Below are 26,862 nucleotides of genomic sequence, written 5' to 3'. Positions count from 1 at the left end.
TTTTCACCGATAGGGTCGCGCCAGAAAGGTGAGAGTTCATGCAAGCGAAGTGGTCAGTGGAAGATGAGCCGCTGCCCCAATGGCTTGAGGAGTTGGAACCCCAGGCAACAGATATCCGCAGGGATTTGGAGCTAGAGGAATTGCAAACTCTCCTGGAGGAGCTGCCGGGAATTTTTGAGCGCAAATTTGAACAACGGCTGCAACCGGTGTTGGACCAACAGCAACTGCTGCTTGCTGAAAATGAACGCTTGCGGGCCCAAGTTGAGCGGCTACTGCCCCAACCTGGTGAGGTGCGGCTGCGCTTTCCTGATAAGCGCCCCCCTAGCCCAGCAAGGGCCCTCGTAGCAATGCCGCCCCTATTGAGGCTTATCCGTGGTGGCCGTTCCGACGTTGGGCTGCTGCCCACAGGCGAATGGGAAGACCCCACACATAGATAAAACCTTCAGCGGCGAGGTGGTTGAACTGATCTTCGCCGCCATAGGTAGCCATATCAGGCACATACAAGCTGTTATTTGCACTGCTGCGGCCCACAACCGTGGCATTGCCCTTATGCAATTTCAAACGCACCGTGCCGTTAACAGTGCTTTGGCTGCAATTGATAAAGGCATCGATCGCCTCCTTGAGGGGGCCAAACCACAGCCCCTGATAAACAAGGTCTGCCCATTGGCTCTCCAATTGCCGTTTTGTGCGCAACACATCAGCCGCAAGGGTGAGGCTTTCCAATTCCTGGTGGGCACGAATCAATAAAAGCAGCCCTGGGGTTTCATAGATCTCCCTGCTTTTTATGCCAACCACTCGATTTTCGATCATGTCTAGGCGGCCAAAACCATGGGCACCGGCCAGGGCATTGGCTTTGCGGATGAGGGCAACCGGATCCAGCTCGATGCCATTTATGGCGATGGGATTGCCCTGCTCAAAACGAATTTCCACCAATTCAGCAGTGGCGGGGGCAGCTTCCACTGAACTGGTCATGGCGTAGATCTCCTCCGGTGGTTCCACATCTGGATCCTCAAGGGAGCCGGCTTCGATCGATCTACCCAAAAGGTTTAGATCAATTGAGTAGGGAGATTTTTTACTAACCGGTGCAGGAATACCGCAGCGTTCGCCATAGGCGATCGTTTCTTCACGGCTCATGCCCCATTCCCGCGCTGGGGTTAACACTTTTAGTTCTGGTGCCAAAGCGCCGATAGCCACATCAAATCGCACTTGGTCGTTGCCCTTACCGGTGCAGCCATGGGCCACGGCATCAGCGCCCATTTCCCGGGCGATTTCCACCAAACGCCGGGCGATTAGAGGCCTTGCTAGGGCAGTGGAAAGGGGATATCGGCCCTCATAAAGGCCATTTGCCCTGATGGCGGGGAAGGCAAATTCATTAATAAATGGAGTGATCAGATCGCCAACAATCGCCTCGCTGGCCCCTGATGCCAAAGCTTTTAAACGGATCGGCTCCAATTCATCGCCCTGGCCCAGATCAGCCGCAAAGGTGATCACCTCCGCCACACCCCATTCATTTTTTAAGTAGGGGATACAAACACTGGTATCCACCCCTCCGGAATAGGCGAGCACCACCTTGTTTGCCCTTGCCATGCGCGCCAGCTATTCAGATCTATTGATTCTCTTATGTGGCCCGCCCCCGGGCAACAATCCATAGGGTTGTGAGTGTGGGTAAAACCAAAACAAGCGCCCACACCAGCAGGGGATTTTGGGGTAGCACCAGGTTCGTGCTGCCGGCATAAACCAGCAACCACGACCCCAACAGGGCACCACCCCAGGCGATCAACAATTGAATTGATTTTGAAGGCATGGGCTAAGGTTAAAACTCTGGTAACTAGATCGTTTGAGTACCACGGCGATGAATAGCCTCGATAGTTTCAACCCGTCCCTCACCCGCTACGACCGCAGCGCCCCAGCGCCGGTTTTACCGCTGCGGGATGAACCCGACCTATTGAGCTGGCTAGAAAGCAGCGGCCGGCTTGTGGCAGAAGAAGAAACCGCCAGTGCTGATCTAGCAACCGTTGAGGAAGAGGAACTCTCAGCCTTGATGGGTGAAAAGGAGGACTACTCCCAGCCGGAAGAAAGCCAAGAAGAAAACTGGGAAGACTAATCAGCAGGTGGGCGCTTCTGAGCTGAGCAGCAAACCAGCCTCGAATTTCCCTGGTTCAGGTAATACCTGGGCTTGGGGTTTGATTGCTCTACTGCTGCTGCTGGCAATTTGCTGCGACCTGAAATTAGCTGCTTTTCAATTAAGCAGCCCATTAGTACTGGCTTTTGCGCTTAGCTGGCTGGTGAATTTATGGGGCATACCAAAACTAAAAGCCCTAAAGATGGGCCAAGTAATCCGCCAGGAGGGGCCCCAATCCCACCACAGCAAATCAGGCACACCCACCATGGGCGGCCTGCTGCTTGTGCCCTGTGGGGTGTTGGTGGCTGGTTTGGTGAGCCCGGGCGATCAACGGCTATTGCCAGTGGCCTTAGTAACGCTTGCTTTCATGGTGATCGGCGGCATAGACGACTGGCGCAGCCTCACAAAACGCACCAACACTGGCCTAAGCGCCAAAGGCAAACTGCTATTACAGGCAATTGCCGCTGCCTTATTTCTTGTTTGGGCGGCATTGCATGGGGCACTGCCAAGCGGCATTGCCTTGCCCTTTGGCTGGTGGCTGCCCCTGGGGTTTTTGATTTGGCCCCTTGCCCTATTTGTATTTTTGGCCGAGAGCAATGCCACCAATCTCACCGATGGCCTTGATGGCTTGGCAGCTGGTGTGGGGGCAATCGTATTTATGGGTTTGGGCTTGCAACTGATGCTGCGGGGCAATGGCGGCGATCCAGCCCTGGCTGGTTTCTGCGCTGCTTTAGCTGGCGCTTGGCTTGGCTTTTTAGTGCACAACCGCAATCCCGCCAGGGTGTTTATGGGTGATACCGGCTCACTGGCGATGGGGGCAGCCCTGAGTGCAATTGCGCTGCTCTCCAACAGCCTGTGGCCCTTGCTTTTGATGGGAGGCGTGCTGCTGGCTGAATCGTTATCTGTGATCCTGCAGGTGTGGGTGTTTAAAGCAACCAAGGGGGCTGATGGCCAAGGGCGTCGCTTATTTCGGATGGCACCTTTGCACCACCATTTTGAACTGGGGGGCTGGGGTGAAATAAAGGTGGTGGCTGTTTTTTGGCTAGTTAGCTTAGGGTTAGTGGCGCTGGGTTTATTACTGCGGCCGTAAAGTAAATGCCCTATTTCACCTGGAAGGAAGAAGGCCTAAGCCAAGATTGCGCCAGCTTGGCGGCTATGGCAGCCCGTTTTGAAGAAGCGGCCAAATTGATGCGGCGTATGGCAGCTGAGGGTTTTGAAGTGGAACGCGTGAATGGCTGCCAACAGATCACCCACCCAAATCCAGATGTTTTTAAGGCCTACGGCTTTATTAATGAAGAAAAAGCTGAAAAGCAATTGGATTTAATAATTGAAACTAATTAACGCTTTCTAAAACCAATAAGCCAGATCAAAATAAAAACCAAACTGGATAAACCCAGATAAAAAAGGGCACCATTTTGCATGCTGGCCATATCAAGGCCAAAGGGAAGGTCGCCTGGATCGCCAACGGTTGCATAGGCAAAGATCATTATTAACGCCCCCCCGCAAGCCGCAATTGCAGGCCAGTGGGATCTGTAATACCGCTATTGGCATCGAGCGGTTTTGCCGATAACCATTGCAATAGCAGAGCCCGCAATGGTCCGCCATTGGTATCAGCCCCCGCAGGTAAATTAAAATGGGTTCCACGTTCAGCTAATACCAAAGCACTGCCATTTTTTGGATATTGGCCAAAGGGAAGCAAAGCCTCTGGTTTTGGCGGCACCACCAAATCACTGCTGCCTGCCACCACCAACACCGGCAGTTTCAAATCAGCTAAACCTGCGGCAAATACCAGTGCCTGGGGCGGGCTAACAGCTACCACTCGGCTGATGCGCGGATCAGCAAATGAGCTGGCATTTGCAGCTGGTAGGAAACTGCATTGCAAAACCCAGCTGAGATTTCTTTTTGGATGTTCAGGGTCTTTGCAGGCATTCCATAGCTCAGCTGAAATACTGCGGGCACCAGCTAGTTGCAGAGCCGTAGTAGCACCCCAAGAGTGGCCGATAAACACCACATTGCGGGGTGTGATACCAGCAGCAGCTGGGATTGCACCGGCTTCTAAGGAATCAAGAACTGCCTTAACCTCCCGCGGACGCCTCAGAAATTCCTCTGGGGCAGGCGGTGAAGCATGGCCCGCCAGCATTTCAATCTGCTGATTGCGATCACTACCGGCATGGCGAGGTAGGAACACAGGGGCCCCATGGGAAGCCAAATGTTGGGCCCAACCAAGGAAGCTGCTGGGGGAATCCCAGAGGCCATGGGATATAACAACAGGCGGCAAACTGGGCGTAGCTAACGGACGCACAATTGTTACTTCAAGCGTTTCGTTCAAATTTCCTGCTACAGGTAGCTGCGCAGTTGTAGTTTGAATTTGATATTTACCAGCTGCTAGCAAAGAAGCGGGCGCCAATGCAGCTTTATTAAAGTTTGGTATTAGATCTGCCGCTGCTAATTGTTGATCCCTTAAACGTTTGATGTATGGCAGGGCGCGATCCAAACGCACCGTTACACTTTTACCTGGAATTTCTTGCAAAATATTCAATAAAGTTACCTGATTGTATTTAGCTTGGGCGGCCTTAACAGCAGCTAATACAGGTTCAGATTTTAATAGATTTGGTTGGGAACTATCAACTTCAAGCAAGCGATTCAGCAATACCTGACCCTGAAGGGCCATGGCACTATCAAGATCTTCCTGAATAGGTAGCGGGGTATTGAGCAATTCCAGTAGTGAACTGGCATATCGACCATTGGTGGCGCGGTTTAATTCAGCAATATCGCTATTACCAGCCCAGAGGGCATCAGGGCTAGCAAGTTCCTTTAATTGAACAGTTAGTTTTTCCTGAAGCACTGGCAGCAACACACGCAGCTCTTCAATTGCCAGCACTGGGCTGGGCAATTGAAGAGCTGTTGCTAATAACGCTGCTGGGAACAACCGCCTTACCTGTGTGCTCATAAAAATATCCCTGCAATTAATTGAATCATAATGATTAAATTACCACACAGCTAGTCAAAACTTATATTATTTTATCTAAAAAATCAGAGCGATGAATGATGAACAACGATGCGAAGATTTCCAGAGGGATCTTTAACAAACTTCCAAGTTTTATCAACTGTTGTAGTTTTACCATCCTTGTTTAAGAAGGAAACATTGCCCATTGATGTGGCGCTATCAGCAGTTATAAAAATTGCAGAATTCTTTACTGTGCACTTTTTCCAGCCCATAAGTGCAAAGCCTTTGTCGTTTGGGAAAGCTGGATTACCACCAACAAAGTAAGACAATGCACCATCACTTGTGGTGCGGAATGTTTGAGGTGCTTTTGCTAAAGTTGGCTTAAATAATACACCGCCCATTTGGTATCCATAGGCTGAGTCGATTACTTGCTTAGCAAGAGTTGTGGCGGCAGCTTTGCCTTTAGTGTCATTTGTTTTACTGATATCAACTAATGCGTTGCACCAGGCATTTTGTGCATTAACAACTTCAGTTTTCGTTATTGTTGAACTTGAAGGAATGAACTTATTATTAATAACTAGCGGCTCAGCAAAAACAGGGGCAACCTTAAACAAAATCAAGGGCGACGATAGTGCCAGCAAGGAATTGCGAAGAAAAGACATCTTTAAACCTATAAATTAACAAACTCTAATTTAGCATAATTAGGCGGAAACTGGCAACGCTGGATGCTGGATCAACACCTGCTTGAGGTAGCGCCCCGTATGACTGGTGGGATGTTCAGCTACCTCTTCTGGGGTACCGCAAACTAAAATTTCACCGCCCTTATCGCCGCCCTCAGGACCGAGATCAATAATCCAGTCGGCACAACGGATCACATCGAGGTTATGTTCAATAACAAGAATAGAATTACCCTTATCCACCAATCTTTGCATTACTTCCATTAGTTTGTGAACATCATAAAAACTTAAACCGGTGGTGGGTTCATCAATTAAATAAAGGGTTTTACCCGTGGCTCGTTTTGATAATTCAGTGGCTAATTTCACCCGTTGGGCTTCTCCGCCGGAAAGGGTTGGAGCCGGTTGGCCGAGCTTCACATAGCCAAGGCCCACATCAACCAAAGTGCGCAAGCGATCGGCGGCCTGGGGTATGGCAGAAAATACATCAGCTGCCTGTTCAACCGTCATCTCCAACACATCTGCAATCGTGTGGCCGCGATATTTAACCTGCAGCGTTTCACGGTTATATCTTGCGCCTTTACACACATCACATTGCACATAAACATCGGGTAAGAAATTCATCTCAATCACATTTACGCCTTGGCCGCCACAGGATTCACAACGGCCACCTTTAACATTAAAACTGAATTGACCAACTTGATAGCCACGCGCTTTGGCTTCCACCGTTGCAGCAAATACCTGCCTAATTGGATCAAATGCACCTGTGTAGGTGGCCGGGTTAGACCTTGGCGTGCGGCCAATCGGTGATTGATCAATCACAATTACCTTATCGATAGCGCTGATGCCACGCATCTCAGCTAAGCCATTGGGAAATGGCACCTTCATGCCTAATTGATGTTCAAGGGCAGGATGCAGCAGTTCATTAACTAAGGTGCTCTTACCACTACCGCTAACACCAGTTACGGCAACTAATCGGCCTAGGGGTATCTCAACATCTAAATGATTTAAATTATTGCGATGGCAATCATGCAAAGTTATGCGGCGAGTGTTGCTGCTGCGTCTTTCAGATGGTGTTGGTATTGAAAGCCTGCCACTTAAATATGCGCCCGTAACTGAATCCTCAGCTGCCATCAATTCCTCCATGCCACCTTCCGCAACAATTCGGCCGCCATGCACACCAGCCCCCGGACCAATGTCAACAATGTGATCGGCCGCACGCATCGTGTCTTCGTCGTGCTCAACTACAATTAAAGTATTACCCAGGTCACGTAATTTAATCAATGTAGCTAATAAACGATCATTATCCCTTTGATGTAAGCCGATGCTGGGTTCATCAAGCACATATAAAACACCCGTTAAACCAGCACCGATCTGGGTTGCTAAACGAATGCGTTGCGCCTCTCCACCGGATAGGGTCATGGCGGGGCGATCAAGGCTTAAGTAATCCAAACCCACATCAATTAAGAAGCGCAATCGCATGCGAATTTCCCTTAATACCAAATCAGCAATTTGTATTTGCCTACTGCTCATCAATGCCTCACCAGTGCTATCAACACCCATCAATGCTTCGATTCGCCTTAAACACTCACCAACACTTACCGCCGTTAGATCTGTGATCCCATAGGGACCAATCCGCACCGCCAAAGCCTCCGCCCTAAGCCTTTTGCCTGCGCAGCTTTTGCAGGGCACCAATTCTTGAAACTTTTCTAACTTCTGGCGGGCTGATTCACCACCCGCATCGCTTAATTGACGCTCTAATAATGTTAAAATCCCTTCAAATTTACGCTCATAACCTTTTGTTTTACTATATCTACTATCGGCTTCAATCATGATCGGCTCAAGGGTGCCAAAGAGCAGTGCTTCCTGTTGGGTGCGGCTGAGCTCTTTCCAAGCGGTTTTTAACTCAAATTTATAAGCTAAACCAACGCTATAAAGCAAAGAAAAATAATAACTACTGTCTTTTTCACTCCAGGGGGCAATTGCCGAATACACAGGCTGGCTTGGATCTGGCACCACCCGTTGTTCAGTGAACTTACGCAAAAAGCCAATGCCATGGCAATCCGGGCAGGCGCCATAGGGGCTATTGAATGAAAATAAGCGCGGTGATAACTCCTCCATCACCGCCCCATGAACTGGGCAGGCGTAATTTTCGGAATAAAGCCTTTCCTGTTCCACCCCTTCCGGTAGGGGCTCACCTTTTTTGGGCACCACCTCAACTAAGGCGAGGCCATCGCCTCTTTTCAAGGCTGTTCGCAGGGAATCCGTTAAGCGTTCCTGCACCCCTTCACGGGCCACAAGCCGATCAACAACCACCTCAATGTTATGGGCATGGTTCTTATCTAATTCAATATTATCTGATAATTCGCGCACCTCTCCATTGATGCGAACCCTGGCAAAACCTTCTGCCACCAAACCACTCAACAATTTGGTGTGGGTACCCTTCTTACCCCGCACCACCGGCGCCAACAACTGATAACGGCAACCCTCCGGCAATAGCAATATCTGATCCACCATTTCATCAATCGATTGGGGTTGAATCGATCGATCGCATTGGGGGCAATGGGGTTCACCGGCCCTGCCAAATAACAAGCGCAAATAATCTTGTATCTCAGTAACCGTGCCAACGGTTGATCGAGGGTTATGGCTAGTTGATTTTTGATCAATCGAAATCGCCGGTGATAAGCCTTCAATTGCATCCACATCAGGCTTATCTACCTGGCCCAAAAATTGGCGGGCATAGGTGGAAAGGCTCTCCACATATCGCCTTTGCCCTTCAGCAAAAATTGTGTCGAAGGCCAATGAACTTTTGCCGCTGCCGCTCACACCTGTAAACACCACCAGGCGATTGCGGGGCAGGGTGAGATCTACGTTTTTGAGATTGTGCTGGCGGGCGCCCCGCACTCGGATTACCTCGCCTGAAATGGCCTTGGCGCGAGCCATTGGGGAGGATCAGGGATCGCTAATTCTAGGCAATGGCAGACCTTTGCTGCAAAAGACTGGCGGCAAAGCGTCTGGCCTCGCCGCTATCACCACCGGCCAGTTCTGCCAACTCTTTTTCCCTTTCCTGGGGATCCAACAAAGGCAGCACAAGGGTGCGGGTAACACCGTTTTCCACCTGTTTGCGCACCAATAGATGTTGATTGGCAGCAGCAGCCACCACCGCCTGGTGGGTTACACAAAAAACCTGGCGGTGCACCGCTAAACGCTTGAGCAATTCAGCCATTGCCAGGCTCACCTTGCCGCTAACGCCACTATCGATTTCATCAAATACCAGCGTTACTCCGCCATCCCCCTCCGCTAGGCAGGTTTTTAAAGCCAATAGGAAACGGCTCATCTCGCCCCCAGATGCCACCTCCTGCAACGGCGCCAGCGGTTCGCCGGGGTTAGCAGAAAATTGAAATTGCACACTTTCAGCCCCCTCCTCCCCCGCAGGGCAGGGTTCCAAGGCAATGGCAAAGCGCACCGCTGCAAGGGCCATCGGCCTTAGGGCCTGCATCAACTGCTGCTCCAACTGCTTTGCTGCCCGCTGACGCTCTTTGCTGAGGGCAGAACAGGCCTGGTTGCGCCTTTGGCGGCAAGCCAGCTCCTCCTGCTCAAGGGCTGCCAAAACCGCTGCGCTGCCAGCGGCCATTAATTGCTGCCGCAAACGATCACGCCTTTCAATCAATTCAGCCAAGCTGAGGCCATGGCGCCGCTCCAAACCCTTCAACTGGGAAATGCGATCCTGCAACTCGGCTAATCGCTGCGGCTCTGCCTCTAAACCAGCCGCATAACGATCGAGCTCCTGGAGCAGATCTTGGAAATTGGCATGGGCCTCAAGCCAACGCTGTTGAAAAGCCTGCAGGCTGCCATCGAGGCTGAGCATCGTTTGGAGCTCTTGATCGCAAGCAGCCAGGTGCTCCAACACCGCAGGCGAACCCTCAGCACCCTCCAGTAATCGGGCCTGCAATTCGGCGCAACCCTGTTGCAGCCTCACACCATTGCAAAGCCGGTCTTGCTCCTGCTCGAGCTGCAGCCGCTCGAGTGGATCATCCAACTGGGCTGCCTCCAATTCCTGCAGCAACTGTTCCTGCAGAAAACGCTGCTGTTGATCGCGATCTATCGCCTCCCTGGCTTGCTCCAATGCTTGAAATGCCTGCTTCCAGGCCCTTTGGGCCTGGCGTACGGGGCTGATGCAGGCCTGCAATGGCGGCCCGCCACAACGATCGAGCCAACGGCGCTGCTGACCCGGCCGCCCCAGATGTTGGGTGATCCCTTGGCCTGTTAAATCGAGCAGCAATGGCCGCAATTCGGCCAAAAGATTTTTGCTAAGCGCTAATCCATTCAGCCTGCTCCTGCTTATCAACTTGCCCTCCTGTTGGCGCAATTCACGGCTCAACAGCAATTCATCCTCCCCTTCAAGGTTGAAATCATGCTCTTGGCACCATTGATTAATCGCAGGGGTTAGGGCAAAAGCGGCCTCGATTGAGCCTCGTGTTGTGCCTGTGCGCAACAGGCGCGAAGCTTGGCCGCCCCCCGCAACCGCATCTAAGGCATCCAAAAGGATTGATTTACCAGCGCCAGTTTCACCGGTGAGCACCGTAAAACCAGAGCAGAAGCTCAGTTCAAGCGCCTCAATTAAAGCGATGTTCTCGAGGCGCAGAGCAGTTAGCACCCCACCCTCCCGTGAGCGAATAGAGCCATGGCACAGCTGTGCCAACGGCCCGACAGAATCACATCACAAATAAAGCTCCTCGCCAAGCCTGTGGCAACTACCAATTCAAAGGAACTGAGCGATTTTCTTGAGGTGGCAGGGCTTAATAGCTACGACCCAGCCACGATCACCAGGATTTACGCCGGTCATCCGCAAAGGTTGCTACGCCGCCTATGGCAAACCTTGGTGCCAATCGCCCTACTTTTGCTTGGTGTTTTAAGCGATAAATTCACGGGTCGATTAAAAAATACGGCGATCGCCCGCCAAAGGGCCAAGCAAGCTTCCAATTTATTGGCTGATTTAGGCCCAGCATTTATCAAAGCCGGCCAAGCACTTTCCACCCGGCCGGATATCGTTCCACCCCTTTTGCTTGAGGAATTAGCGCGGCTGCAGGATCAATTACCTGCCTTTCCAAGCGATTTAGCCAGGGCTTGTATTGAAGAAGATCTTGGTGCACCGGTTGATCAGTTATTTGGCAGCCTTGAGCCGGAACCAATCTCCGCTGCCTCCCTGGGGCAGGTTTATCGCGGCACCCTTAAAGATGGCAGGGCGGTAGCTGTGAAAGTGCAGCGGCCGGGCCTGCGAGAGCAAATCACCCTAGATCTTTATATTGTGCGTAATATTGCCGGCTGGTTAAAATCAAATATTGGCTTAATTCGCAGTGATTTAGTTGCACTTATTGATGAATTAGGAAAGCGCGTATTTGAAGAGATGGACTACTTCAATGAGGCAACTAATGCCGAAAATTTTGCGCGGCTTCACGCCCATAACAAGCGCATTGCAGTGCCGGCCATCTACCGGGAACTCACCAGCAGAAGGGTGCTCACAATGGAATGGATGGAGGGGATCAAATTAACCCGTTTGGAAGCGGTGCACGCCATGGGGGTAGATCCGGAAGAGTTGGTGGAAATAGGTGTTAATTGCAGTCTGCAACAGCTACTAGAACACGGCTTTTTCCATGCTGATCCCCATCCAGGCAACCTGCTAGCCCTAGCTGATGGCCGTTTGGCATACCTAGATTTCGGCATGATGAGTGAAGTTAGCCGTGAATCCCGCACCGGTTTAATTAGAGCGGTTGTGCATCTAGTGAATAAGAACTTTGATGCCCTATCAAAGGATTTCGTGAGCCTTGGTTTTTTAGCAAAAGAAGTTAATCTCGCCCCGATTGTGCCAGCCTTTGAGCAGGTGTTCAGCGAAGCGCTTGAAAAGGGAGTTAGCCGCATGGATTTCAAGGCAGTAACCGACGATCTATCGGGTGTTATGTATAAATTCCCATTTCAAGTTCCCCCCTACTACGCCTTGATAATTCGCTCGCTTATAACCCTTGAGGGAATTGCATTAAGCGTAGACCGTGATTTCAAAATTCTTGGTGCTGCCTATCCATATTTTGCCCGCCGCCTCCTGGAAGATGCTGATCCAGATTTGAGGCAATCCCTAAAGGAAATGTTATTTGATGGAGAGGTATTTAAATGGTCGCGCCTTGAAAATTTAATTCTTAGTGCTGCAAAACAACAACAATTAGATCTTGATAACCTTCTAGATCAAACCCTTGATTTTCTGTTTTCAGCTAAAGCTGGCTTATTGCGTCAACAACTGGTGAATGCGGCCGTTGATCAACTTGATGGTGCCGGCTGGCGGCTACTGCAAAGCGTTGGTCGCCGCTTACCAGCACGCTTGCGGCCCCCTGGGCTGCAGAGCGCAAGCAGCTCCAACAACAACCTGCTTTTAAGCCTTGGCCCAATTCGGGAATTGGTGGCAATCCTCAGCAAACTGCCTGGATTTGAACCGCAACTGCTCACCAAGCGCTTACCGCGCCTGCTGAATGAACCCAGCCTGCGCCAGATGGGTGTTGATCTGGCCAAGGGTTTGGCCGAAAGAAGTGTGGTGCGCCTTGTGAGAGATGTGTTAACCGACCCAAGCCTTCAGGTTCAAATCAACGCAGCGGCCTAGATTCCAGCCGAAATGATTTTTCCAGCTGCCGTGCTTCACATTCCACCGGTGCTGGCCACTGAAAACATAGTTTTCGTGAGCGGTGCCTTTCGCCGCACGATTTTTGTTTCGGATCTGGAATCCTTCGTGAAAACAGGGGTTCCCGTGGGCTTACTGGCTGATCTTCTCAAATTTTCAAAGCAAAATCCAAAAACTGTGCAAGGGATGCTCAAAACCGAGCTGCCCCTTCCCGTTGTGCTCACCAGCCGCCTGCTTTATACCCGCATCGGTGAAGCGATCCTCACTAGGGCTACCGCTGTTGTTCATCCCCTTCGGGCACCGCAAGTGGGTATTCCAGCCCTGCGTTCAGCCCTAGTGCTAGGCGTTGCTGAAAACAACGGCAAACTCAGCCCCATTAGTTTCCTAAGGGCATATCCAGCTGAGGAGATGGCCGTAGACATTCCTCAACTACTAGGCCTATTAAAAAAAGCTTCCTCCATCAGTGAACTAGTGCGCTTTTTCTCTGATGCACCCCTAGATGGCTTGAAATAAACAAGCTCAATCAGCAACTGTTTGCTTAGGCCAGGTAAATTGCTCTTTTCAGCCTTTCCGTGCCCTTTACCAGTTCCGTTCGAGGCCTATTTCAAAGGCCCACCACACAGAACTGGCAGGGGCTAATCCACGCCTATAACCGCTGGCTACCGGTTAGCGATCGCACCCCGGTGATCAGCCTCTGTGAGGGGGCCACCCCCCTGGTGCCAGCGCCTGCCCTTTCGGCTCGTCTTGGCAGGGGCATCGAAGTGCACCTCAAGGTGGATGGCCTAAACCCCACAGGCAGCTTTAAAGACCGTGGCATGACCATGGCGGTGAGCAAAGCCAAAGAAGCTGGTGCCACCGCTGTGATCTGCGCCAGCACCGGCAATACCTCAGCCGCAGCTGCCGCCTATGCCCGCCGCGGCGGCATGCGCGCCTTTGTGTTGATTCCAGACGGCTATGTGGCCCAGGGAAAATTAGCCCAAGCACTTCTCTATGGAGCAGAGGTGCTTGCAGTGCGCGGCAATTTCGATCGGGCCCTCACGATCGTGAGGGAGGTGGCTGATAAGTACCCGGTAACGCTTGTTAATTCCTTAAATCCCTACCGGCTCCAAGGCCAAAAAACAGCTGCTTTTGAGGTGGTTGATGTGCTCGGTGATGCCCCCGATTGGCTCTGTATTCCCATGGGAAATGCAGGCAACATCAGCGCCTATTGGATGGGCTTCCAGGAATATAAAAAAGCTGGCAGATGCCGCACCCTGCCGCGGATGATGGGCTTCCAAGCGGCCGGTTCAGCCCCCTTGGTGCATGGCACCACCGTTGAACAACCAGACACCATCGCCACGGCGATTCGGATTGGCAACCCCGCCAACAGGGAAAAAGCGCTCAAGGTTAGGGAGGAAAGCGGTGGCGGTTTTGCTGCCGTTAGCGACGCCTCCATCCTTGATGCCTATCGCTTTTTAGGCCGGGAGGAAGGGGTGTTTTGTGAACCGGCCAGTGCCGCTTCCGTTGCAGGGCTGCTGCAACGTTCAGAAGAGGTGCCATCGGGGGCAAGGGTGGTGTGTGTTCTCACTGGTAATGGCCTTAAAGACCCCAGCACCGCCATCGACCACAGCGAAGCCACCTTCCATGGCGACCTGGATCCAAATACGGAAACCGTTGCCAAGGTGCTCGGTTTTTAAATAGTTAAGCAACAACCAACCCAAAAAGTGGCTGGGGAACGGGGTTTTAATTCCTGGGGAAAACCTGGGGATAAAAACCAAGCAACAACCAAGCCGGTTTTACACAGGTATGGGAAAGGGTGGAAAAGCATTGTTCTATCCCCATTAAGGGCATTTGATTCCCCAACACAAAATTCAGTTAATGCTTGTTCAGCCAATGGTTTTAGAATTTTTCCAAGCTTTCCCCAGCCCCTACTACTACTAGTTATTTTTTCTTTCTTAGATCATTGATCCTTTTAATAGAAGAGGGATTACCCGCGTTGCGGTTTGGCCAAGGGTGTGGAAGCTTGGGGGCAATTCAATCGACCATCCAAGGATGAAGTTGGTTTGCAGCCAAACAGAGCTCAACAGCAGCCTGCAATTGGTGAGCCGTGCCATCGCCGGCCGCCCCACCCATCCAGTGTTGGCAAATGTGCTGGTTACAGCTGATGCCGCCGCAGGACGCATCAGTCTCACCGGTTTTGATCTGAGCCTGGGCATCCAAACCAGTTTTGCTGCAGTGGTTGAAGGCAGTGGTGCCATTACCCTGCCCGCCAAGTTGCTCACCGATATCGTTAGCCGCCTGCCCCCCGATGGGCCCATCACCCTTTCTTGCCCTGATGGCGAAGAACAGGTTGAACTCACTGCCCTATCCGGCAGTTATCAAATGCGCGGCATGACCGCCGAAGATTTTCCGGATCTACCCCTTGCTCAAAATGGTCGGCCGATCCTCCTAAGCGGCGCTGCCCTGGTGGAGGGTTTACGCAGCACCTTGTTTGCCAGCAGCAGTGATGAAGCAAAACAAATCCTCACCGGCATCCACCTCAAGGTGGAGGAAGGTGGCTTGGAATTTGCCGCTACCGATGGCCATCGTTTAGCCGTTAGGCGCAATCAAGCCGGCGGTGAACAAGGCGCTGAACCCTTTGCCGTTACCGTGCCAGCTCGATCATTAAGGGAGTTGGAGCGTTTGTTATCGGCTCGCCCTAGCGAAGAATCGATCAGCTTGTTTTGTGATCGCGGCCAGGTGGTTTTTCTTTGGGCTGATCAGGTGCTCACCAGCCGTAGCTTGGATGGCACATATCCAAATTATGGTCAATTGATACCGGAAAGTTTTGAGCGCAGTTTGACCATTGAACGCAAACCTTTATTAGCTGCCCTTGAAAGGATTGCTGTGCTTGCTGATCAGCACAACAATGTGGTGAAATTCAGCGCTGATCCCAGCACTGCTGAATTGCTATTGAGCGCTGATGCCCAAGATGTGGGTAGTGGCTCAGAAGCTTTACCAATTCGTATGGAAGGCGAAGCGATTGAGCTTGCTTTCAATGTTCGCTATGTGTTGGAGGGTTTGAAATCAATGGCAGCCCAAGAGGTGTGTTTGAAACTCAATACCTCCACTAGCCCAGCGATTTTGCATGGTGATGCCGAGGAACAGGCCTTCACTTATTTGGTAATGCCTGTGCAGATTCGCAGCTGAAGTGGCAGCCCTCGCAAATATTTCTATTTCCAGTTTGCTTCGCGCTCGGGTGCGCAACGAAGCCGGCGCAGACTTGGGCATCGGTTTTATGGCATGGATGCATCCGCCTTGCCATCGGCTTTTGGGCTGGAGCACCAGGCCCTCTGCCTTTGGCCCAAGGCGCAATGTGTGGCGTTTAAATCAACTGGTAGCCATGGCAGAAGCTGAAGTGATCGTGCGGGGGGAAGCTGCCAGCACTGATCAAGAAACCTTGGCTTTGTTGCCCACCCTTTTAGATGCCGAATTATTAGGTAAACAACAAACCTGTTTAGGCCGTTTAGTTGATGCCGTTGTTGAACTGCGCAGCGGCAGGATTTTGCATTACTTGGTAGCTCGCAGTGATCCCCGTTTACCTGGCACAAGCCGTTGGCGATTGGATCCCGAACGTTTATTAGATCAACAATCGGGGCAGGTAATCACCGCATTGGAGGAGTTGGATGATCTGCCCCTAGAAAAAGCCAGCATCCGCCAGCAGATGCTGCGGCGCACAAGGCAATTTAGGGATCAAGTGCCAGATTCATTTGATGGTTTTGAAGATCGCCTGCGCTCGTGGGGTGATCGGCTGCGCGATTATGCGGATGATGAGCCCCGGCGCCCCAAGAAACCTGAAACGGATGAGGATCCCTGGATATGAATGATTCAGCTATGGATCAAACCCTTGCAGCCCAGCTGAAGCAGGAGGGTTTAAGCCAAGATGATTTCACTGAAATTGTGCGGCGTTTAGGCCGTGAACCAAACCGGGCTGAACTCGGCATGTTTGGGGTGATGTGGTCGGAGCATTGTTGTTATCGCAATTCCAGGCCCTTGCTGCGGCAGTTCCCCACGGAGGGGCCAAGGATTTTGGTGGGGCCTGGCGAAAATGCCGGTGTTGTTGATTTGGGTGAAGGTTTTCGCCTGGCTTTCAAAATCGAAAGCCACAACCATCCCTCTGCCGTTGAACCATTCCAGGGTGCGGCCACAGGTGTTGGCGGCATCCTGCGGGACATCTTCACCATGGGCGCAAGGCCCCTAGCCCTGCTGAATGCCCTGCGCTTTGGCCCCCTTGAAGTCCCACGTAATGCCGGGCTGATGGAAGGTGTGGTGGCAGGTATTGCCCATTACGGCAATTGCGTGGGCGTGCCAACAGTTGGTGGTGAAGTGGCATTTGATCCCAGTTATTCCGGTAATCCCCTCGTTAATGCCATGGCTTTGGGGTTAATGGAAACCACTGAAATCATGCGATCTGGGGCCAGTGGCGTTGGTAATCCTGTGGTTTATGTGGGTAGCACCACCGGCCGTGATGGCATGGGTGGCGCTAGTTTTGCCAGTGCCGAATTGAGTGAAGCCTCTATTGATGATCGCCCTGCTGTGCAGGTGGGCGATCCATTTTTAGAAAAAGGTTTAATCGAAGCTTGCCTCGAGGCTTTTAAAAGTGGAGTGGTGGTTGCCGCCCAAGACATGGGTGCAGCTGGACTCACCTGCAGCTGCGCCGAGATGGCAGCCAAGGGCAATTTAGGAATTGAATTGAACCTTGATTTGGTGCCAGCCCGTGAAACGGGCATGACCGCCTACGACTTCCTCCTGTCTGAATCCCAGGAACGGATGTTGTTTGTGGTGCAAGCGGGCAAGGAGGAAGAGCTAATGGAGCTGTTTCGCCGTTGGGGATTACAGGCGGCAGTGGTGGGCAAGGTGCTGCAGGAAGAGGTGGTGAGGGTGTTGCAACACGGTGAAGTGGCAGCTGAGGTGCCATCCCGCGCCTTGGCAGAAGACACCCCAATAAACAAGCGGGATTTAATCAGCGAACCGCCAGCTGATATCCAGGCCCATTGGCAGTGGCAGGAAAGCAGCCTTAGTGCCCTTGCCGCAGATCAGGTGGGGCCAGTGTTGCTGCAATTGCTTGATGACCCAACCATTGCCAGCAAGAAATGGGTGTGGCGGCAATACGACCATCAAGTTCAAGCAAACACAGTGGTGCCCCCTGGCGGCGCTGATGCAGCGGTGTTGCGCTTGCGTTACCAGGAGGGAGCTAAGGCCAGTGAAAGGGGGGTGGCAGCCACCTTGGATTGTCCGAATCGCTGGGTGGCCCTAGACCCGGAAAGGGGTGGGATGGCAGCGGTGGCGGAAGCGGCCCGCAATCTCAGTTGCGTTGGCGCAGAACCGATTGCAGTTACCGATAATCTCAATTTCCCCTCACCGGAAACCCCAACCGGCTATTGGCAATTGGCCATGGCCTGCAGGGGGATTGCCGAGGCCTGTCGCATCCTTGATACGCCGGTTACGGGCGGCAACGTTTCCCTCTACAACAACACCCGTCTGCCCGATGGCACGGTGCAGCCAATCCAACCAACCCCAGTGGTGGGCATGGTTGGTTTAGTGGAACGCTTGGATCGTTTGGTGGGTTTGGCATGGCCAAAACCGCAACTAGCTGCTGATGGTGACCATTTGCTGTTGCTTGGTTTAGCCCTCAACAGCGAAGCTACGGATGATCGCATTGGTTTAGGCGGCAGCAGTTACCTGCAGGTGGTTCATGGCCTTTGCACGGGCAGGCCACCGCGGCCTGATTTAGGCCTTGAAATGCAGTTACAAGAGATGTTGAGGGCGGCGATCGCCGCTGGCTTGGTTAGTGCCGCCCACGACCTTTCCGATGGTGGTTTCCTGGTGGCAGTTGCTGAAATGGCGATGGCTGCTGGGTGTGGCGCCCAATTAAAGCTGGCAAGTTCTGAACTGCCGTTACAGCGTCTTTTATTTGGGGAAGGGGGAGCAAGGGTGTTGGTAACAGTTCCTGCTGCTGAATTGGCTGCTTTTATTGCCCTGAGCCAGGCCCGTGGATTTCCTTACCAACAAATTGGTTTGGTGCAGGCAAACGAGCTGCTGCAACTGCACATAGGCCAAGAGGAAATTTTCGAATTAGAGCTGAATTGCCTAAGCAAGGCCTATCAAGAAGCCCTGCCGCGGCGCTTGCTCGGGCACACTGGTTAAGCATCCGTGAAGACCAATCCCTTGGCCGAAAAACCGGATCGGATGGAGGAAGCCTGCGGCGTATTCGCCGTGTTGGCCCCCGGTGAACAGGTGGCAAGCCTTTGTTATTTCGGCCTTTATGCCCTCCAACATCGGGGCCAGGAGTCGGCAGGTATCGCTGTATTTGATGGCGACAAGGTGCGGCTCCATAAAGACATGGGCCTTGTGAGCCAGGTATTTGATCAAAATGTGCTCGAGTTGATGCTTGGTGATCGGGCGGTGGGTCACACCCGTTATTCCACCACCGGCAGTTCAAGGGTTTGCAATGCCCAACCCTTGGTTTTTATGACCCGGCTTGGGCCATTTGCCTTGGCCCACAACGGTAATTTAGTTAATACGGTGCAATTACGGGATCAATTAGCAGCCGATGGTTTGAGTATTAAAAGCAGCAGTGATACCGAATTAATCGCCTTTGCTTTGCAGCAGGCCGTAAATGCTGGTTTGGCCTGGGATGAGGCAATAAAAGCAGCAGCTTTGAAATGCAAAGGTGCCTTCAGCCTTGCAATCAGCACCCCGGATGCGCTCTACGCCCTGCGGGATGGCCATGGCCTGCGGCCATTGGTGTTTGGCCACCTGGGGGAACCTGGCGCTGGCGCCTGGGTAATTAGTAGTGAAACCTGTGGTTTAGATATTGTTGGTGCCCGTTTTAATGATGATGTTGCACCGGGAGAATTAGTGCGATTTAGGCTCGGCGAAGCACATCCATTTCGGAGTAGATGGTGTGAAGAAACACCAAAATTATGTGTATTTGAATTGATTTATTTTGCGAGGCCAGATAGTAGATTTTTTGGAGAATCTTTATACAGCTACCGCAAACGCATCGGCCAGCGTTTAGCCCAGGAATCACCGGTGGAAGCAGATTTAGTTATCGGTGTGCCGGATTCAGGAATTCCTGCTGCGATTGGCTTTTCTCAGAGTAGTGGCATTCCTTTTGGCGACGGTTTGATCAAGAATAGATATGTTGGTAGAACTTTTATTCAACCCACACAAGCAATGCGAGAGGCTGGAATTCGCGTTAAGCTAAATCCTTTGCAAGATGTTATAGAAGGCCAGCGTATTGTTGTAGTTGATGATTCTATTGTTCGCGGTACCACAAGCCGTAAATTAGTTCAAGCATTCAGGGAAGCGGGGGCAAGGGAAGTGCATATGCGGATTAGTTCCCCACCAGTAACCCATCCCTGTTTTTATGGAATTGATACTGATTCACAAGACCAGCTTATTGCTGCTCGCTTAGAAATAGAAGAAATAACAAAACATCTTGGTGTTGATTCGTTGGCCTATTTAAGTAAAGAAGGAATGCTGCAATGCGCCCAAGAACAGGCGCAGAATTTTTGCACCGCTTGTTTTGATGGTAATTATCCGATTGCGGTTGAAGAAGAGCTGCGTGAGCGCAAACTAATGCTGGAAGCACCAGTTCCAGTACAATCGGTGGGTTAACCAAAAATGACCTGTAAGGGGAGGACCAAATGAAAACAAGTATTAATTTTTCTCCAGTAAAAGCAATTAAATTAACTTTGGCTGGCTTTGGTTTTGCTGTTTTTCTATCCCCACAGCATCTGGCTGCCCAGCCTTTCTATGTGGAGCCAGGCTATGGAGGTCCCGTATACGTATCTCCAACCTACGGCGTGCCTTTCTATGGCAGCCCTGCAAACGTTTGCAATGCTGATTTTCAGGTTTCGCTTAGGGTTGGGCCAAATCAACGCTTTCCAGTAATAACAACTTTGCCCAATGGAACACCGTTGCAATTAATAAGAAGACAATTTAATCAGTTGGGGCAAGAGTGGAGTTTAGTTAATGCAGGGGGTGCTGAGGGATTTATCCCCTCGGGGCATGTTTGCTCATAATTGATTATTTAGGGGCAATAGCCTAGTAACTTTTTCAGTTTTTGGTAATTCTAGGTTTAAACCGGTGCCACGGCTATCTTCTGCTAATAGGCTATCGGTTTGCAACCTGATACTGCCCGTTTGTGTTTCAACGGCAACCAACTCCACATCACAGGCCCTTAGATCTACTAATTGATCATTACGGTTGCTAAATCTTAGGGCTATTTCGCCTAGATCCCCCCTTTGACAAAGGCGCAGATTTGAAACTGCTAATTTTTTTAATTGCCCCAGCGCACTAATTAATAAAACCTCTGCATCGGCAGCAGTAACGGCAGCGCCAACAATCGTTTCGCCCGGCAGCAACCTCATCAATGTGGGTCCTTGGGCAGTGCGACCCATCAGGGGAACATTGTTTTCATCTATGGGAAGCCGCAAACTGCGTCCGGTGCTACTGGCAACAATTAAATTATCAGTTTCTTTACATATAACAGCCCGTTCTAACACCACACCATCTTTTAATTTTAGAACTGTTGTTGCCCGCCCAGATAGTTCCCTGAATTCTTCAGCTGCAATTCTTTTAAAGCGGCCATCACTACTTAACAAACCAATGGAGAAGTTGATATCTTCTGGGGGTAATACTAAAACCTCAACTACTTTCTCCCCTTGACCATCAACACTTTCTGGTAGGAATTTTTCAATCGGCCCCGGTTGTTGTGCTGCAAATTCCCAACGCAATGCCGCCACGCGGCCGCCGCTGGTGAAGGCCAGCAAGGTGGGAGCAGGCTGAACAGCCATGATCAATTGGCCATGGGCGCCATGGTCCCCAAAAGGCAGCGGTTCACTCAGGTGCAATTTGCCAAGGCTTTGGGGGCTGGCGATCCGCAACAGGCCGTCACTTTGTAGTAACAGGCGGTTGTCGCTACTGATGGCAGCCAGGGCATGCAATCTTTGCGCTTCCGCATTTGGCCTTTGGGCTGCTGCCCTTTGCGCCACCAGGTCGTCGCCGCCTTCCTGTAAACGCGTGCGCCTTGGCGTGGCAAATTGTTTGCGAAGTTGCTTTAACTCTTTAACCAAAGTATCTAATAATGTAGGCCGATCATCTAGCAGGTGGCGCAATTCTTTTTGCTCCTGGCGCAACTCCTCAAGCTCTTTGCGTAAGCTCTCCTGTTCAAGCCCTGTTAAACGCCTTAAGGGCATTGCCAATACGGCTTCCGCTTGCCTTTCAGTTAAATCAAGTTGCACCTGTAAACTAGCTTTTGCACTGGCGCTATCTCGCGCTGATTGAATCATTTCAATCACTTCGCGCAAAACATTAAGTGCCTTGATTAAACCTTCAACCACCTCTAAACGATCTTCGCAACGCTTAAGGGCATAGCGGGTGCGCCGCACCATTGTTAGTTCGCGATATTCTAAAAATTGCTCTAATAACTGCCGCAAACTGAGCTGTTGCGGTTTGCCATGCACCAGGGCCAACATGATGGCACCAAAATTACTTTGTAAGGCTGTGCGTTTATGTAATTCAGCCATAACCTGTTCAGCATTTGCATCCCGCCTTAGTTCCACCACCACCCGCATACCTTCCCGATCACTCTCATCGCGGATATCGGCGATGCCGGTGATCTTGCCTTCATTTACTTGTTCCGCCAGTTTTTCAATCCATCCGGCTTTGCTTAATTGATATGGCAGTTCAGTTATCACAACCGCCCCCCGTTTATGGCGGCCTTTTCCCGGTTGTGTTTCCTCAATGTGGGCTACCCCACGCATTGGAATGCTCCCACGGCCCTGCAGGTAGGTGTCCCGCACCCCGGAACCGGTTAGCACCACACCGCCCGTTGGGAAATCAGGCCCGGGAATTAATTCGAGTAATTTTTGATCGCTTAGCTCCGGGTTGCGCAGCAAAGCAATAAGGCCATCTACCACTTCGCCAAGATTGTGGGGCGGAATGCTCGTGGCCATTCCCACGGCAATGCCACTGCAGCCATTGAGCAGCAGGAAAGGCAATTGGGCGGGTAAAACCGTTGGTTCCTGCTGGGAACCATCGAAATTGTTGGCAAAATCAACGGTGTCGCTGCCGATTTCATCCAGCATTCCCCCATGGGAAAGCGGCGATAAACGGGTTTCCGTGTAGCGCATCGCCGCCGCTGGATCGTCGTCTACCGAACCGAAATTGCCGTGACCATCCAGCAGTGGGTGGCGGCTGGCAAAGGTTTGTACCAGCCGCACTAGGGCGTCGTAAACGGCTTGATCGCCATGGGGGTGGTATTTACCGAGCACATCACCCACCACCCTTGCGCATTTGCGATAGGGCCGATCTGGGGTTAGCCCCAGCTCATACATGGCAAATAAAATCCGCCGTTGTACGGGTTTAAGCCCATCGCGCACATCCGGCAGGGCCCTGCCCACGATCACGCTCATCGCGTATTCGAGATACGAACGCTGCATCTCTTGATGCAGGGCAATCGGAACGATGCGCTCGTCCGCCATGCGGAATGGGCTAATGCGAAGGGAAGGGGCTCAGCCTACAGATAGCGAATTCACTCGTCCTTAAAACCGGCCATCCCCATGGCCCTATCCACAGAACCCCGCAACCTTTCATCGCGGAACAGCACCTGGGTGGCCTGCCGCAATTTGGCGCCCCAAAGCTGATCTTTTTGATATGCATCCAGCACATAGTCCGGTTCCTTCACAAGCGCCTGTGTGGCCAAGGTGATGGTGTCTGTGGAGGTTTTCCCCTCTGAATAAAGGGCAGCAGCTAAGGCAAGGCTGGGTTCAGCTGCATCGGAGCTGATCTCTAGGGCCTTACGCCAGCGGCCCACGGCTTCTGCGGTGCGTCCCTGTTCAAACAACACGATCGCTTGGTTGTTAACCGCTTCCCAAAATCCCTTGCGCAGCCCGGCTGCTTTTTCAAACGAGGCCAAGGCTGGATTTAATTCCTTTAGCTGGATTTGGGCATTGCCTAAATCGAAGTAGGCACCTGGATTGTTTGGATCCAAACGCAGGCCCTCCCGCAATAGCTTTTGGGCTTCCTCCGGTTTGTTGTTACGCAGGTTTAAGGAGCCCTCTGCAAACCAAACACCAGGATTATTGGGATCTAACTGCTTTGCCCGTGCCAGGGCTTCATAGGCCTTGTTGTTTTTTTCGCCCTTACGGCTGCTGCGCAGTTCCGCTTCGGCAAGCACTAGCCAGGCCCTGGGGTCGTTTGGTAGAACCTGCACGGCAAGGCGGGCCAATTTGCGACCCTCCTCCACCTGGCCCATCTGCAGAAGCCCGGCAGCGGCACCAGCAATACCCAAACCGGCTTTGCCTAGTTCCTTAGCGCTTGGCACAAACACATAGGGCACAAGCGCCTGGGCGGGAGCCGCTAGCAAACATGCAGCGGCCGCCATTAAAGCCAGCAGCCTGCGACCCATGGTGATCAGCGAATCTCAGAGGCAGCCTAGGTTGCGGCGCCACATTTGCGGTTTGATTCGCCTTAGGGCCGAGCTCCGCAGCGCTTCATCCCACTGATTGTCATCCCATTCTTTTAGTTCCTGCGGTTTGCTTTGCAGGATCCAGTTGCGTGGTTGTAGTTCTGGATCAGTGCTTGCTTTGGCATGGTGTTTATTCCATGGGCAAACCTCCTGGCACAAATCACAACCGGCAACCCAGCCATGGAGCGGTAATGGCAATGTGTCATCCCGGTTTTCAATGCTGTGAAAAGCAATGCAACGGCGGCTATCCACCACAAATGGTTCCGCTATGGCGCCAGTGGGGCAGGCCGGCAAACAGTCGTTGCAGCTGCCACAGAGGGGGATTGCTGGGGCATCTGGTGTTAATTCGCAAGTGGTGAGCAGATGGCCCAGCAGCAACCAGGAACCATGGCTTTGGCTGATCAAATTGCCGTTTTTACCAATCCAACCGATACCTGCCTCTTCAGCCCAAGCTTTATCAAGTAGCGGTGCCGTATCAACACAAACGCGCCAACGGCTATCGGGTTGCTGCAGCTCCAACCAGCGGCCCAAGCGTTTTAAGCGTTGCTCGATCAGCCGGTGATAGTCCCTACCCCAGCCATAGCGGGCGATGCGGGCCACACCAACCCCCTGTTGTTGATCCACGTAGTAGTTGAGGCCCACCGCCAAAAGGCTGCGCACCCCCGGCAGTAGTTGCTGCACCGCAAGACGTTTGGGATTGTTCATCCAGGCCATATCCGCCTGGTAACCGGCGGCGAGCCAGCGCTCAAGCGCAGCGGTGCGCAGTGGCATCCGCCCCCCAGCTGATGTGGACGCCACCCCAGCTACGGCAAATCCCTGGGCAAGGGCCTGTTGTTTCAACTGGTCGGCAAGATTCACCGGCACTCCTACAGTTGCGCCGCATCTTTATTGTGCCGTGCCTGAGCTTTCCCCTTCCCGTTTATCTGGTTTGTTGCGCTGGATCGGCGGTGTGCTGGTGCTGGTGCTCGCTTTAGAACTGCTGGCGGTGCTTAGTGCCAATGCCTGGGGCGAAGAGGCTTTCAGTCAATTGGTGGTAGACACCCTGATCAAGGGTTCCCCCATGGCTTTGGTGGGTTTGCTCTTGATGTTGGTGGGTTCGCGCCTGGATCAACCGCAGCAGCTGCGCAGCCCCCTGCGCTGGACGGTGTTTGGGGTGGGCATCGCCTTGGCCCTATCGCTTTTGGTGGCAGTGCCAGTAACGATCAGTGGCAACGCAATCCTGCAGAAACAGGCTGATCAGGCGGTGAGTCAAAAACAAATGGAATTGGAGCGAGCCCAGGCGGAAAGCAACAACCCTCAATTGATTGAAGCCCTGGTGGGTCAGCTGCGCCAGGCGGGTCAATTGGATCCAAACCTGAGTGATGAGCTGGCCAGTGGCCAGGCAAAACGGTTTATTGATGGCCGCTTGGGTCAGCTGAAACAACAGGTGCAGCAAGCGGAGCGGGCTAGATCGTTAACCCTTGGCCAAAGGCGTTTCAGCGGCACTGGTGTGGCATTGCTGTTGGCTTTAGCTACAGCGGCGGTTGCAATGGCTGCAATCCTCTAAGGGGCGCCCCTGTGGCTAAGTTGCATTAGCGACTTGCTGCTCAACTCCCTTGGTGCAGACCCGCCCCAGACCAGAACCGCCCGTAAATGTGCGGTTGCAACAAGACCTCAAGAACGACCTGATCGCGGGTTTGCTGGTGGTGATTCCCCTGGCAACCACGATTTGGTTATCCACTTTGGTGACCCGTTTTGTGGTGAGTTTCCTCACCTCGGTGCCGAAACAATTCAACCCTTTCAATACCCTTAATCCCTTCCTGCAGGAACTGATCAATCTGCTGGCTGGTTTATTGGTGCCCCTACTGGGCATTCTTTTAATCGGTTTGATGGCCCGCAATATTGTTGGCCGTTGGTTGTTGGATTACGGCGAGGGCACCCTGGCTCGGATTCCATTGGCGGGATCTGTTTATAAAACGCTTAAACAGATTCTGGAAACGGTGCTGCGTGATAACAGCACCCGTTTTCGCAGGGTGGTGTTGGTGGAATATCCCCGTGAAGGTTTGTATTCCCTCGGCTTTGTTACAGGAGTTTTGGGGGCATCGATGGCCGCTGGTTTTAATCAGCCGATGTTGAGTGTGTTCATACCAACAGCACCAAATCCCACCACCGGTTGGTACACGGTGGTACCTGAAACCGCCGTGAGGGACATTGATCTAAGTGTTGAAGATGCATTTAGAACAATCATTTCGGCGGGCATCGTTAGCCCTGATGACCGTGATAGCCCGGTTAATCGCAGTTTCTCTAGCCTGCTAGCCCAATTGCGGCCCTCCCCCCTGCCGGGTCCCCCCAAGCCCTGAAGTTGATGCAGAACCGTTCGATTGCCAGGGAACTGGCCCTGTTGATTCTTGGTCAAAAAGCGGATCGAACCCCCAGTAGTTGTGAACAACTTTTAGCCCAAGCGCTCACATCGCTTAACAGTCATCTGAGGGAGGCCCTAGATCAATCGGCAGATCAATTGCAGCAGGCCCAACAGGCTTTGCTTGATAGTGAATTAAGCGAAGGCGAAAACGATAGGGTGCGCCAACATTTGAATCGGAGTTTGGAATCTGCAGAGCAGGTTTTGAACCGGCTATCAGCCAGTTTGGAATTTCCGCGCTTGTTGTTGCTTGCCGATCAACAAGACATCAGGCTATGGGCCCTTGAGCGCTCCAAGGCCGTATTTGCAGCTCAGCCATCCCTCGATAGCCGCATTGATGCGGTAATGGAGGGTTGGCGCCTAACCCGTTTGCCCCGCATCGATCAAGACATCCTCAGGTTGGCGGTGGTGGAAATTGAAGCTTTTCAAACACCAACAGCTGTGGCCATTAATGAGGCTGTTGAATTAGCCAATCGCTACAGCGATGAGGCCGGTAGGCGCAAGATCAATGGGGTGCTGCGGCGATACATCACTGCCTCCACTGAATTGGCTAGCTAACG

At 52.2% G+C, this 26,862-nt stretch carries 25 protein-coding genes; 15 read left to right on the top strand and 10 right to left on the bottom strand.

Annotated features, from left to right (window positions below):
- Positions 1 to 38 precede the first annotated feature (38 nt).
- Positions 39 to 437, top strand: coding sequence for a hypothetical protein (locus KBY68_RS03865; RefSeq protein WP_255095944.1), 399 nt, complete (start codon positions 39 to 41; stop codon positions 435 to 437).
- On the opposite strand, the gene KBY68_RS03860 is transcribed toward KBY68_RS03865, so the two are convergent.
- The gene (locus tag KBY68_RS03860) at positions 367 to 1,587 is read right to left on the bottom strand and encodes an argininosuccinate synthase (protein WP_106499910.1); all 1,221 of its coding nucleotides are present in this window, start codon (positions 1,585 to 1,587) and stop codon (positions 367 to 369) included. The genes KBY68_RS03865 and KBY68_RS03860 overlap by 71 nt on opposite strands.
- Positions 1,588 to 1,618: 31 nt before the next feature.
- The gene (locus KBY68_RS03855; RefSeq protein WP_255095943.1) at positions 1,619 to 1,804 is read right to left on the bottom strand and encodes a hypothetical protein; all 186 of its coding nucleotides are present in this window, start codon (positions 1,802 to 1,804) and stop codon (positions 1,619 to 1,621) included.
- Between the two features lie 48 nt (positions 1,805 to 1,852).
- Here KBY68_RS03855 and KBY68_RS03850 point away from each other — a divergent pair, with 48 nt between their 5' ends.
- From KBY68_RS03850 to KBY68_RS03840, 3 genes are all read left to right on the top strand, one after another.
- The gene (locus KBY68_RS03850) at positions 1,853 to 2,104 is read left to right on the top strand and encodes a DUF3134 family protein (protein ID WP_106499908.1); all 252 of its coding nucleotides are present in this window, start codon (positions 1,853 to 1,855) and stop codon (positions 2,102 to 2,104) included.
- A 79-nt stretch (positions 2,105 to 2,183) separates the two neighbouring features.
- Positions 2,184 to 3,212: a phospho-N-acetylmuramoyl-pentapeptide-transferase gene (mraY, locus tag KBY68_RS03845; protein WP_255096002.1), complete on the top strand. Its 1,029-nt coding sequence runs from the start codon at positions 2,184 to 2,186 to the stop codon at positions 3,210 to 3,212.
- Between the two features lie 5 nt (positions 3,213 to 3,217).
- Entirely contained in the window at positions 3,218 to 3,463 is a 246-nt protein-coding gene (locus KBY68_RS03840; protein ID WP_106499907.1) for a hypothetical protein, read from the top strand.
- Here the strand turns inward: KBY68_RS03840 and KBY68_RS03835 are convergent.
- The 5 genes from KBY68_RS03835 to recN form a co-directional block, all read right to left on the bottom strand.
- Positions 3,460 to 3,609: a cytochrome B6 gene (locus tag KBY68_RS03835; protein WP_255095942.1), complete on the bottom strand. Its 150-nt coding sequence runs from the start codon at positions 3,607 to 3,609 to the stop codon at positions 3,460 to 3,462. The two genes, KBY68_RS03840 and KBY68_RS03835, sit on opposite strands and share 4 nt — an antisense overlap.
- 2 nt (positions 3,610 to 3,611) lie before the next feature.
- On the bottom strand, positions 3,612 to 5,072 hold the full coding sequence (locus tag KBY68_RS03830; protein WP_255095941.1) for an alpha/beta fold hydrolase: 1,461 nt from the start codon (positions 5,070 to 5,072) through the stop codon (positions 3,612 to 3,614).
- Between the two features lie 83 nt (positions 5,073 to 5,155).
- Complete coding sequence (locus tag KBY68_RS03825; protein WP_255095940.1) at positions 5,156 to 5,731, bottom strand: metal-independent carbonic anhydrase family protein; 576 nt, start codon at positions 5,729 to 5,731, stop codon at positions 5,156 to 5,158.
- 39 nt (positions 5,732 to 5,770) lie between these two features.
- Positions 5,771 to 8,686 (bottom strand): excinuclease ABC subunit UvrA, encoded by a 2,916-nt coding sequence (gene uvrA / locus KBY68_RS03820; RefSeq protein WP_106499087.1) that lies wholly within the window; start codon positions 8,684 to 8,686, stop codon positions 5,771 to 5,773.
- Positions 8,687 to 8,711: 25 nt separating this feature from the next.
- Positions 8,712 to 10,445, bottom strand: a complete 1,734-nt coding sequence (gene recN, locus KBY68_RS03815) for a DNA repair protein RecN (protein ID WP_261345682.1) — start codon at positions 10,443 to 10,445, stop codon at positions 8,712 to 8,714.
- Between recN and KBY68_RS03810 the strand changes: the two genes are divergently transcribed.
- From KBY68_RS03810 to KBY68_RS03775, 8 genes are all read left to right on the top strand, one after another.
- On the top strand, positions 10,428 to 12,389 hold the full coding sequence (locus tag KBY68_RS03810; RefSeq protein WP_255095939.1) for an ABC1 kinase family protein: 1,962 nt from the start codon (positions 10,428 to 10,430) through the stop codon (positions 12,387 to 12,389). The two genes, recN and KBY68_RS03810, sit on opposite strands and share 18 nt — an antisense overlap.
- 12 nt (positions 12,390 to 12,401) lie before the next feature.
- Positions 12,402 to 12,920 carry an alpha/beta hydrolase gene (locus tag KBY68_RS03805; RefSeq protein ID WP_106499084.1) on the top strand — a complete coding sequence of 173 codons (519 nt, stop codon included), beginning with the start codon at positions 12,402 to 12,404 and terminating at the stop codon, positions 12,918 to 12,920.
- Positions 12,921 to 12,979: 59 nt separating this feature from the next.
- Entirely contained in the window at positions 12,980 to 14,083 is a 1,104-nt protein-coding gene (gene thrC, locus KBY68_RS03800) for a threonine synthase (RefSeq protein ID WP_106499083.1), read from the top strand.
- A gap of 355 nt (positions 14,084 to 14,438) precedes the next feature.
- Positions 14,439 to 15,575: a DNA polymerase III subunit beta gene (gene dnaN / locus KBY68_RS03795; RefSeq protein ID WP_106499081.1), complete on the top strand. Its 1,137-nt coding sequence runs from the start codon at positions 14,439 to 14,441 to the stop codon at positions 15,573 to 15,575.
- Position 15,576: 1 nt separating this feature from the next.
- Positions 15,577 to 16,248: an RNA methyltransferase gene (locus KBY68_RS03790; RefSeq protein ID WP_255095938.1), complete on the top strand. Its 672-nt coding sequence runs from the start codon at positions 15,577 to 15,579 to the stop codon at positions 16,246 to 16,248.
- Positions 16,245 to 18,572 carry a phosphoribosylformylglycinamidine synthase subunit PurL gene (gene purL, locus KBY68_RS03785; protein WP_255095937.1) on the top strand — a complete coding sequence of 776 codons (2,328 nt, stop codon included), beginning with the start codon at positions 16,245 to 16,247 and terminating at the stop codon, positions 18,570 to 18,572. Before KBY68_RS03790 ends, purL begins: the two co-directional genes overlap by 4 nt.
- A gap of 42 nt (positions 18,573 to 18,614) precedes the next feature.
- On the top strand, positions 18,615 to 20,048 hold the full coding sequence (purF, locus tag KBY68_RS03780) for an amidophosphoribosyltransferase (protein WP_255096000.1): 1,434 nt from the start codon (positions 18,615 to 18,617) through the stop codon (positions 20,046 to 20,048).
- Between the two features lie 29 nt (positions 20,049 to 20,077).
- A complete protein-coding gene (locus tag KBY68_RS03775; protein WP_255095936.1) occupies positions 20,078 to 20,455 on the top strand; it encodes an SH3 domain-containing protein in 378 nt (125 codons plus the stop codon).
- On the opposite strand, the gene KBY68_RS03770 is transcribed toward KBY68_RS03775, so the two are convergent.
- Genes KBY68_RS03770 through queG form a run of 3 tightly spaced genes read right to left on the bottom strand, consistent with a single transcriptional unit; the run spans position 20,450 to position 24,762 of the window.
- A complete protein-coding gene (locus tag KBY68_RS03770) occupies positions 20,450 to 22,918 on the bottom strand; it encodes a DNA gyrase/topoisomerase IV subunit A (protein ID WP_255095935.1) in 2,469 nt (822 codons plus the stop codon). The genes KBY68_RS03775 and KBY68_RS03770 overlap by 6 nt on opposite strands.
- A gap of 50 nt (positions 22,919 to 22,968) precedes the next feature.
- Positions 22,969 to 23,844: a tetratricopeptide repeat protein gene (locus KBY68_RS03765; RefSeq protein ID WP_255095934.1), complete on the bottom strand. Its 876-nt coding sequence runs from the start codon at positions 23,842 to 23,844 to the stop codon at positions 22,969 to 22,971.
- 15 nt (positions 23,845 to 23,859) lie between these two features.
- On the bottom strand, positions 23,860 to 24,762 hold the full coding sequence (queG, locus tag KBY68_RS03760) for a tRNA epoxyqueuosine(34) reductase QueG (RefSeq protein WP_241536976.1): 903 nt from the start codon (positions 24,760 to 24,762) through the stop codon (positions 23,860 to 23,862).
- Between the two features lie 37 nt (positions 24,763 to 24,799).
- Here queG and KBY68_RS03755 point away from each other — a divergent pair, with 37 nt between their 5' ends.
- Genes KBY68_RS03755 through nusB form a run of 3 tightly spaced genes read left to right on the top strand, consistent with a single transcriptional unit; the run spans position 24,800 to position 26,860 of the window.
- On the top strand, positions 24,800 to 25,450 hold the full coding sequence (locus KBY68_RS03755; RefSeq protein WP_106499074.1) for an HpsJ family protein: 651 nt from the start codon (positions 24,800 to 24,802) through the stop codon (positions 25,448 to 25,450).
- 49 nt (positions 25,451 to 25,499) lie between these two features.
- Positions 25,500 to 26,243: a DUF502 domain-containing protein gene (locus tag KBY68_RS03750; protein WP_106499073.1), complete on the top strand. Its 744-nt coding sequence runs from the start codon at positions 25,500 to 25,502 to the stop codon at positions 26,241 to 26,243.
- Positions 26,244 to 26,248: 5 nt separating this feature from the next.
- The gene (gene nusB, locus KBY68_RS03745) at positions 26,249 to 26,860 is read left to right on the top strand and encodes a transcription antitermination factor NusB (protein WP_106499072.1); all 612 of its coding nucleotides are present in this window, start codon (positions 26,249 to 26,251) and stop codon (positions 26,858 to 26,860) included.
- Positions 26,861 to 26,862: the final 2 nt, after the last annotated feature.

It is taken from the genome of Synechococcus lacustris Maggiore-St4-Slac (assembly GCF_024345595.1).
GTDB lineage: Bacteria > Cyanobacteriota > Cyanobacteriia > PCC-6307 > Cyanobiaceae > Synechococcus_D > Synechococcus_D lacustris.
This window is presented reverse-complemented; position numbering and strand designations above follow the sequence as displayed.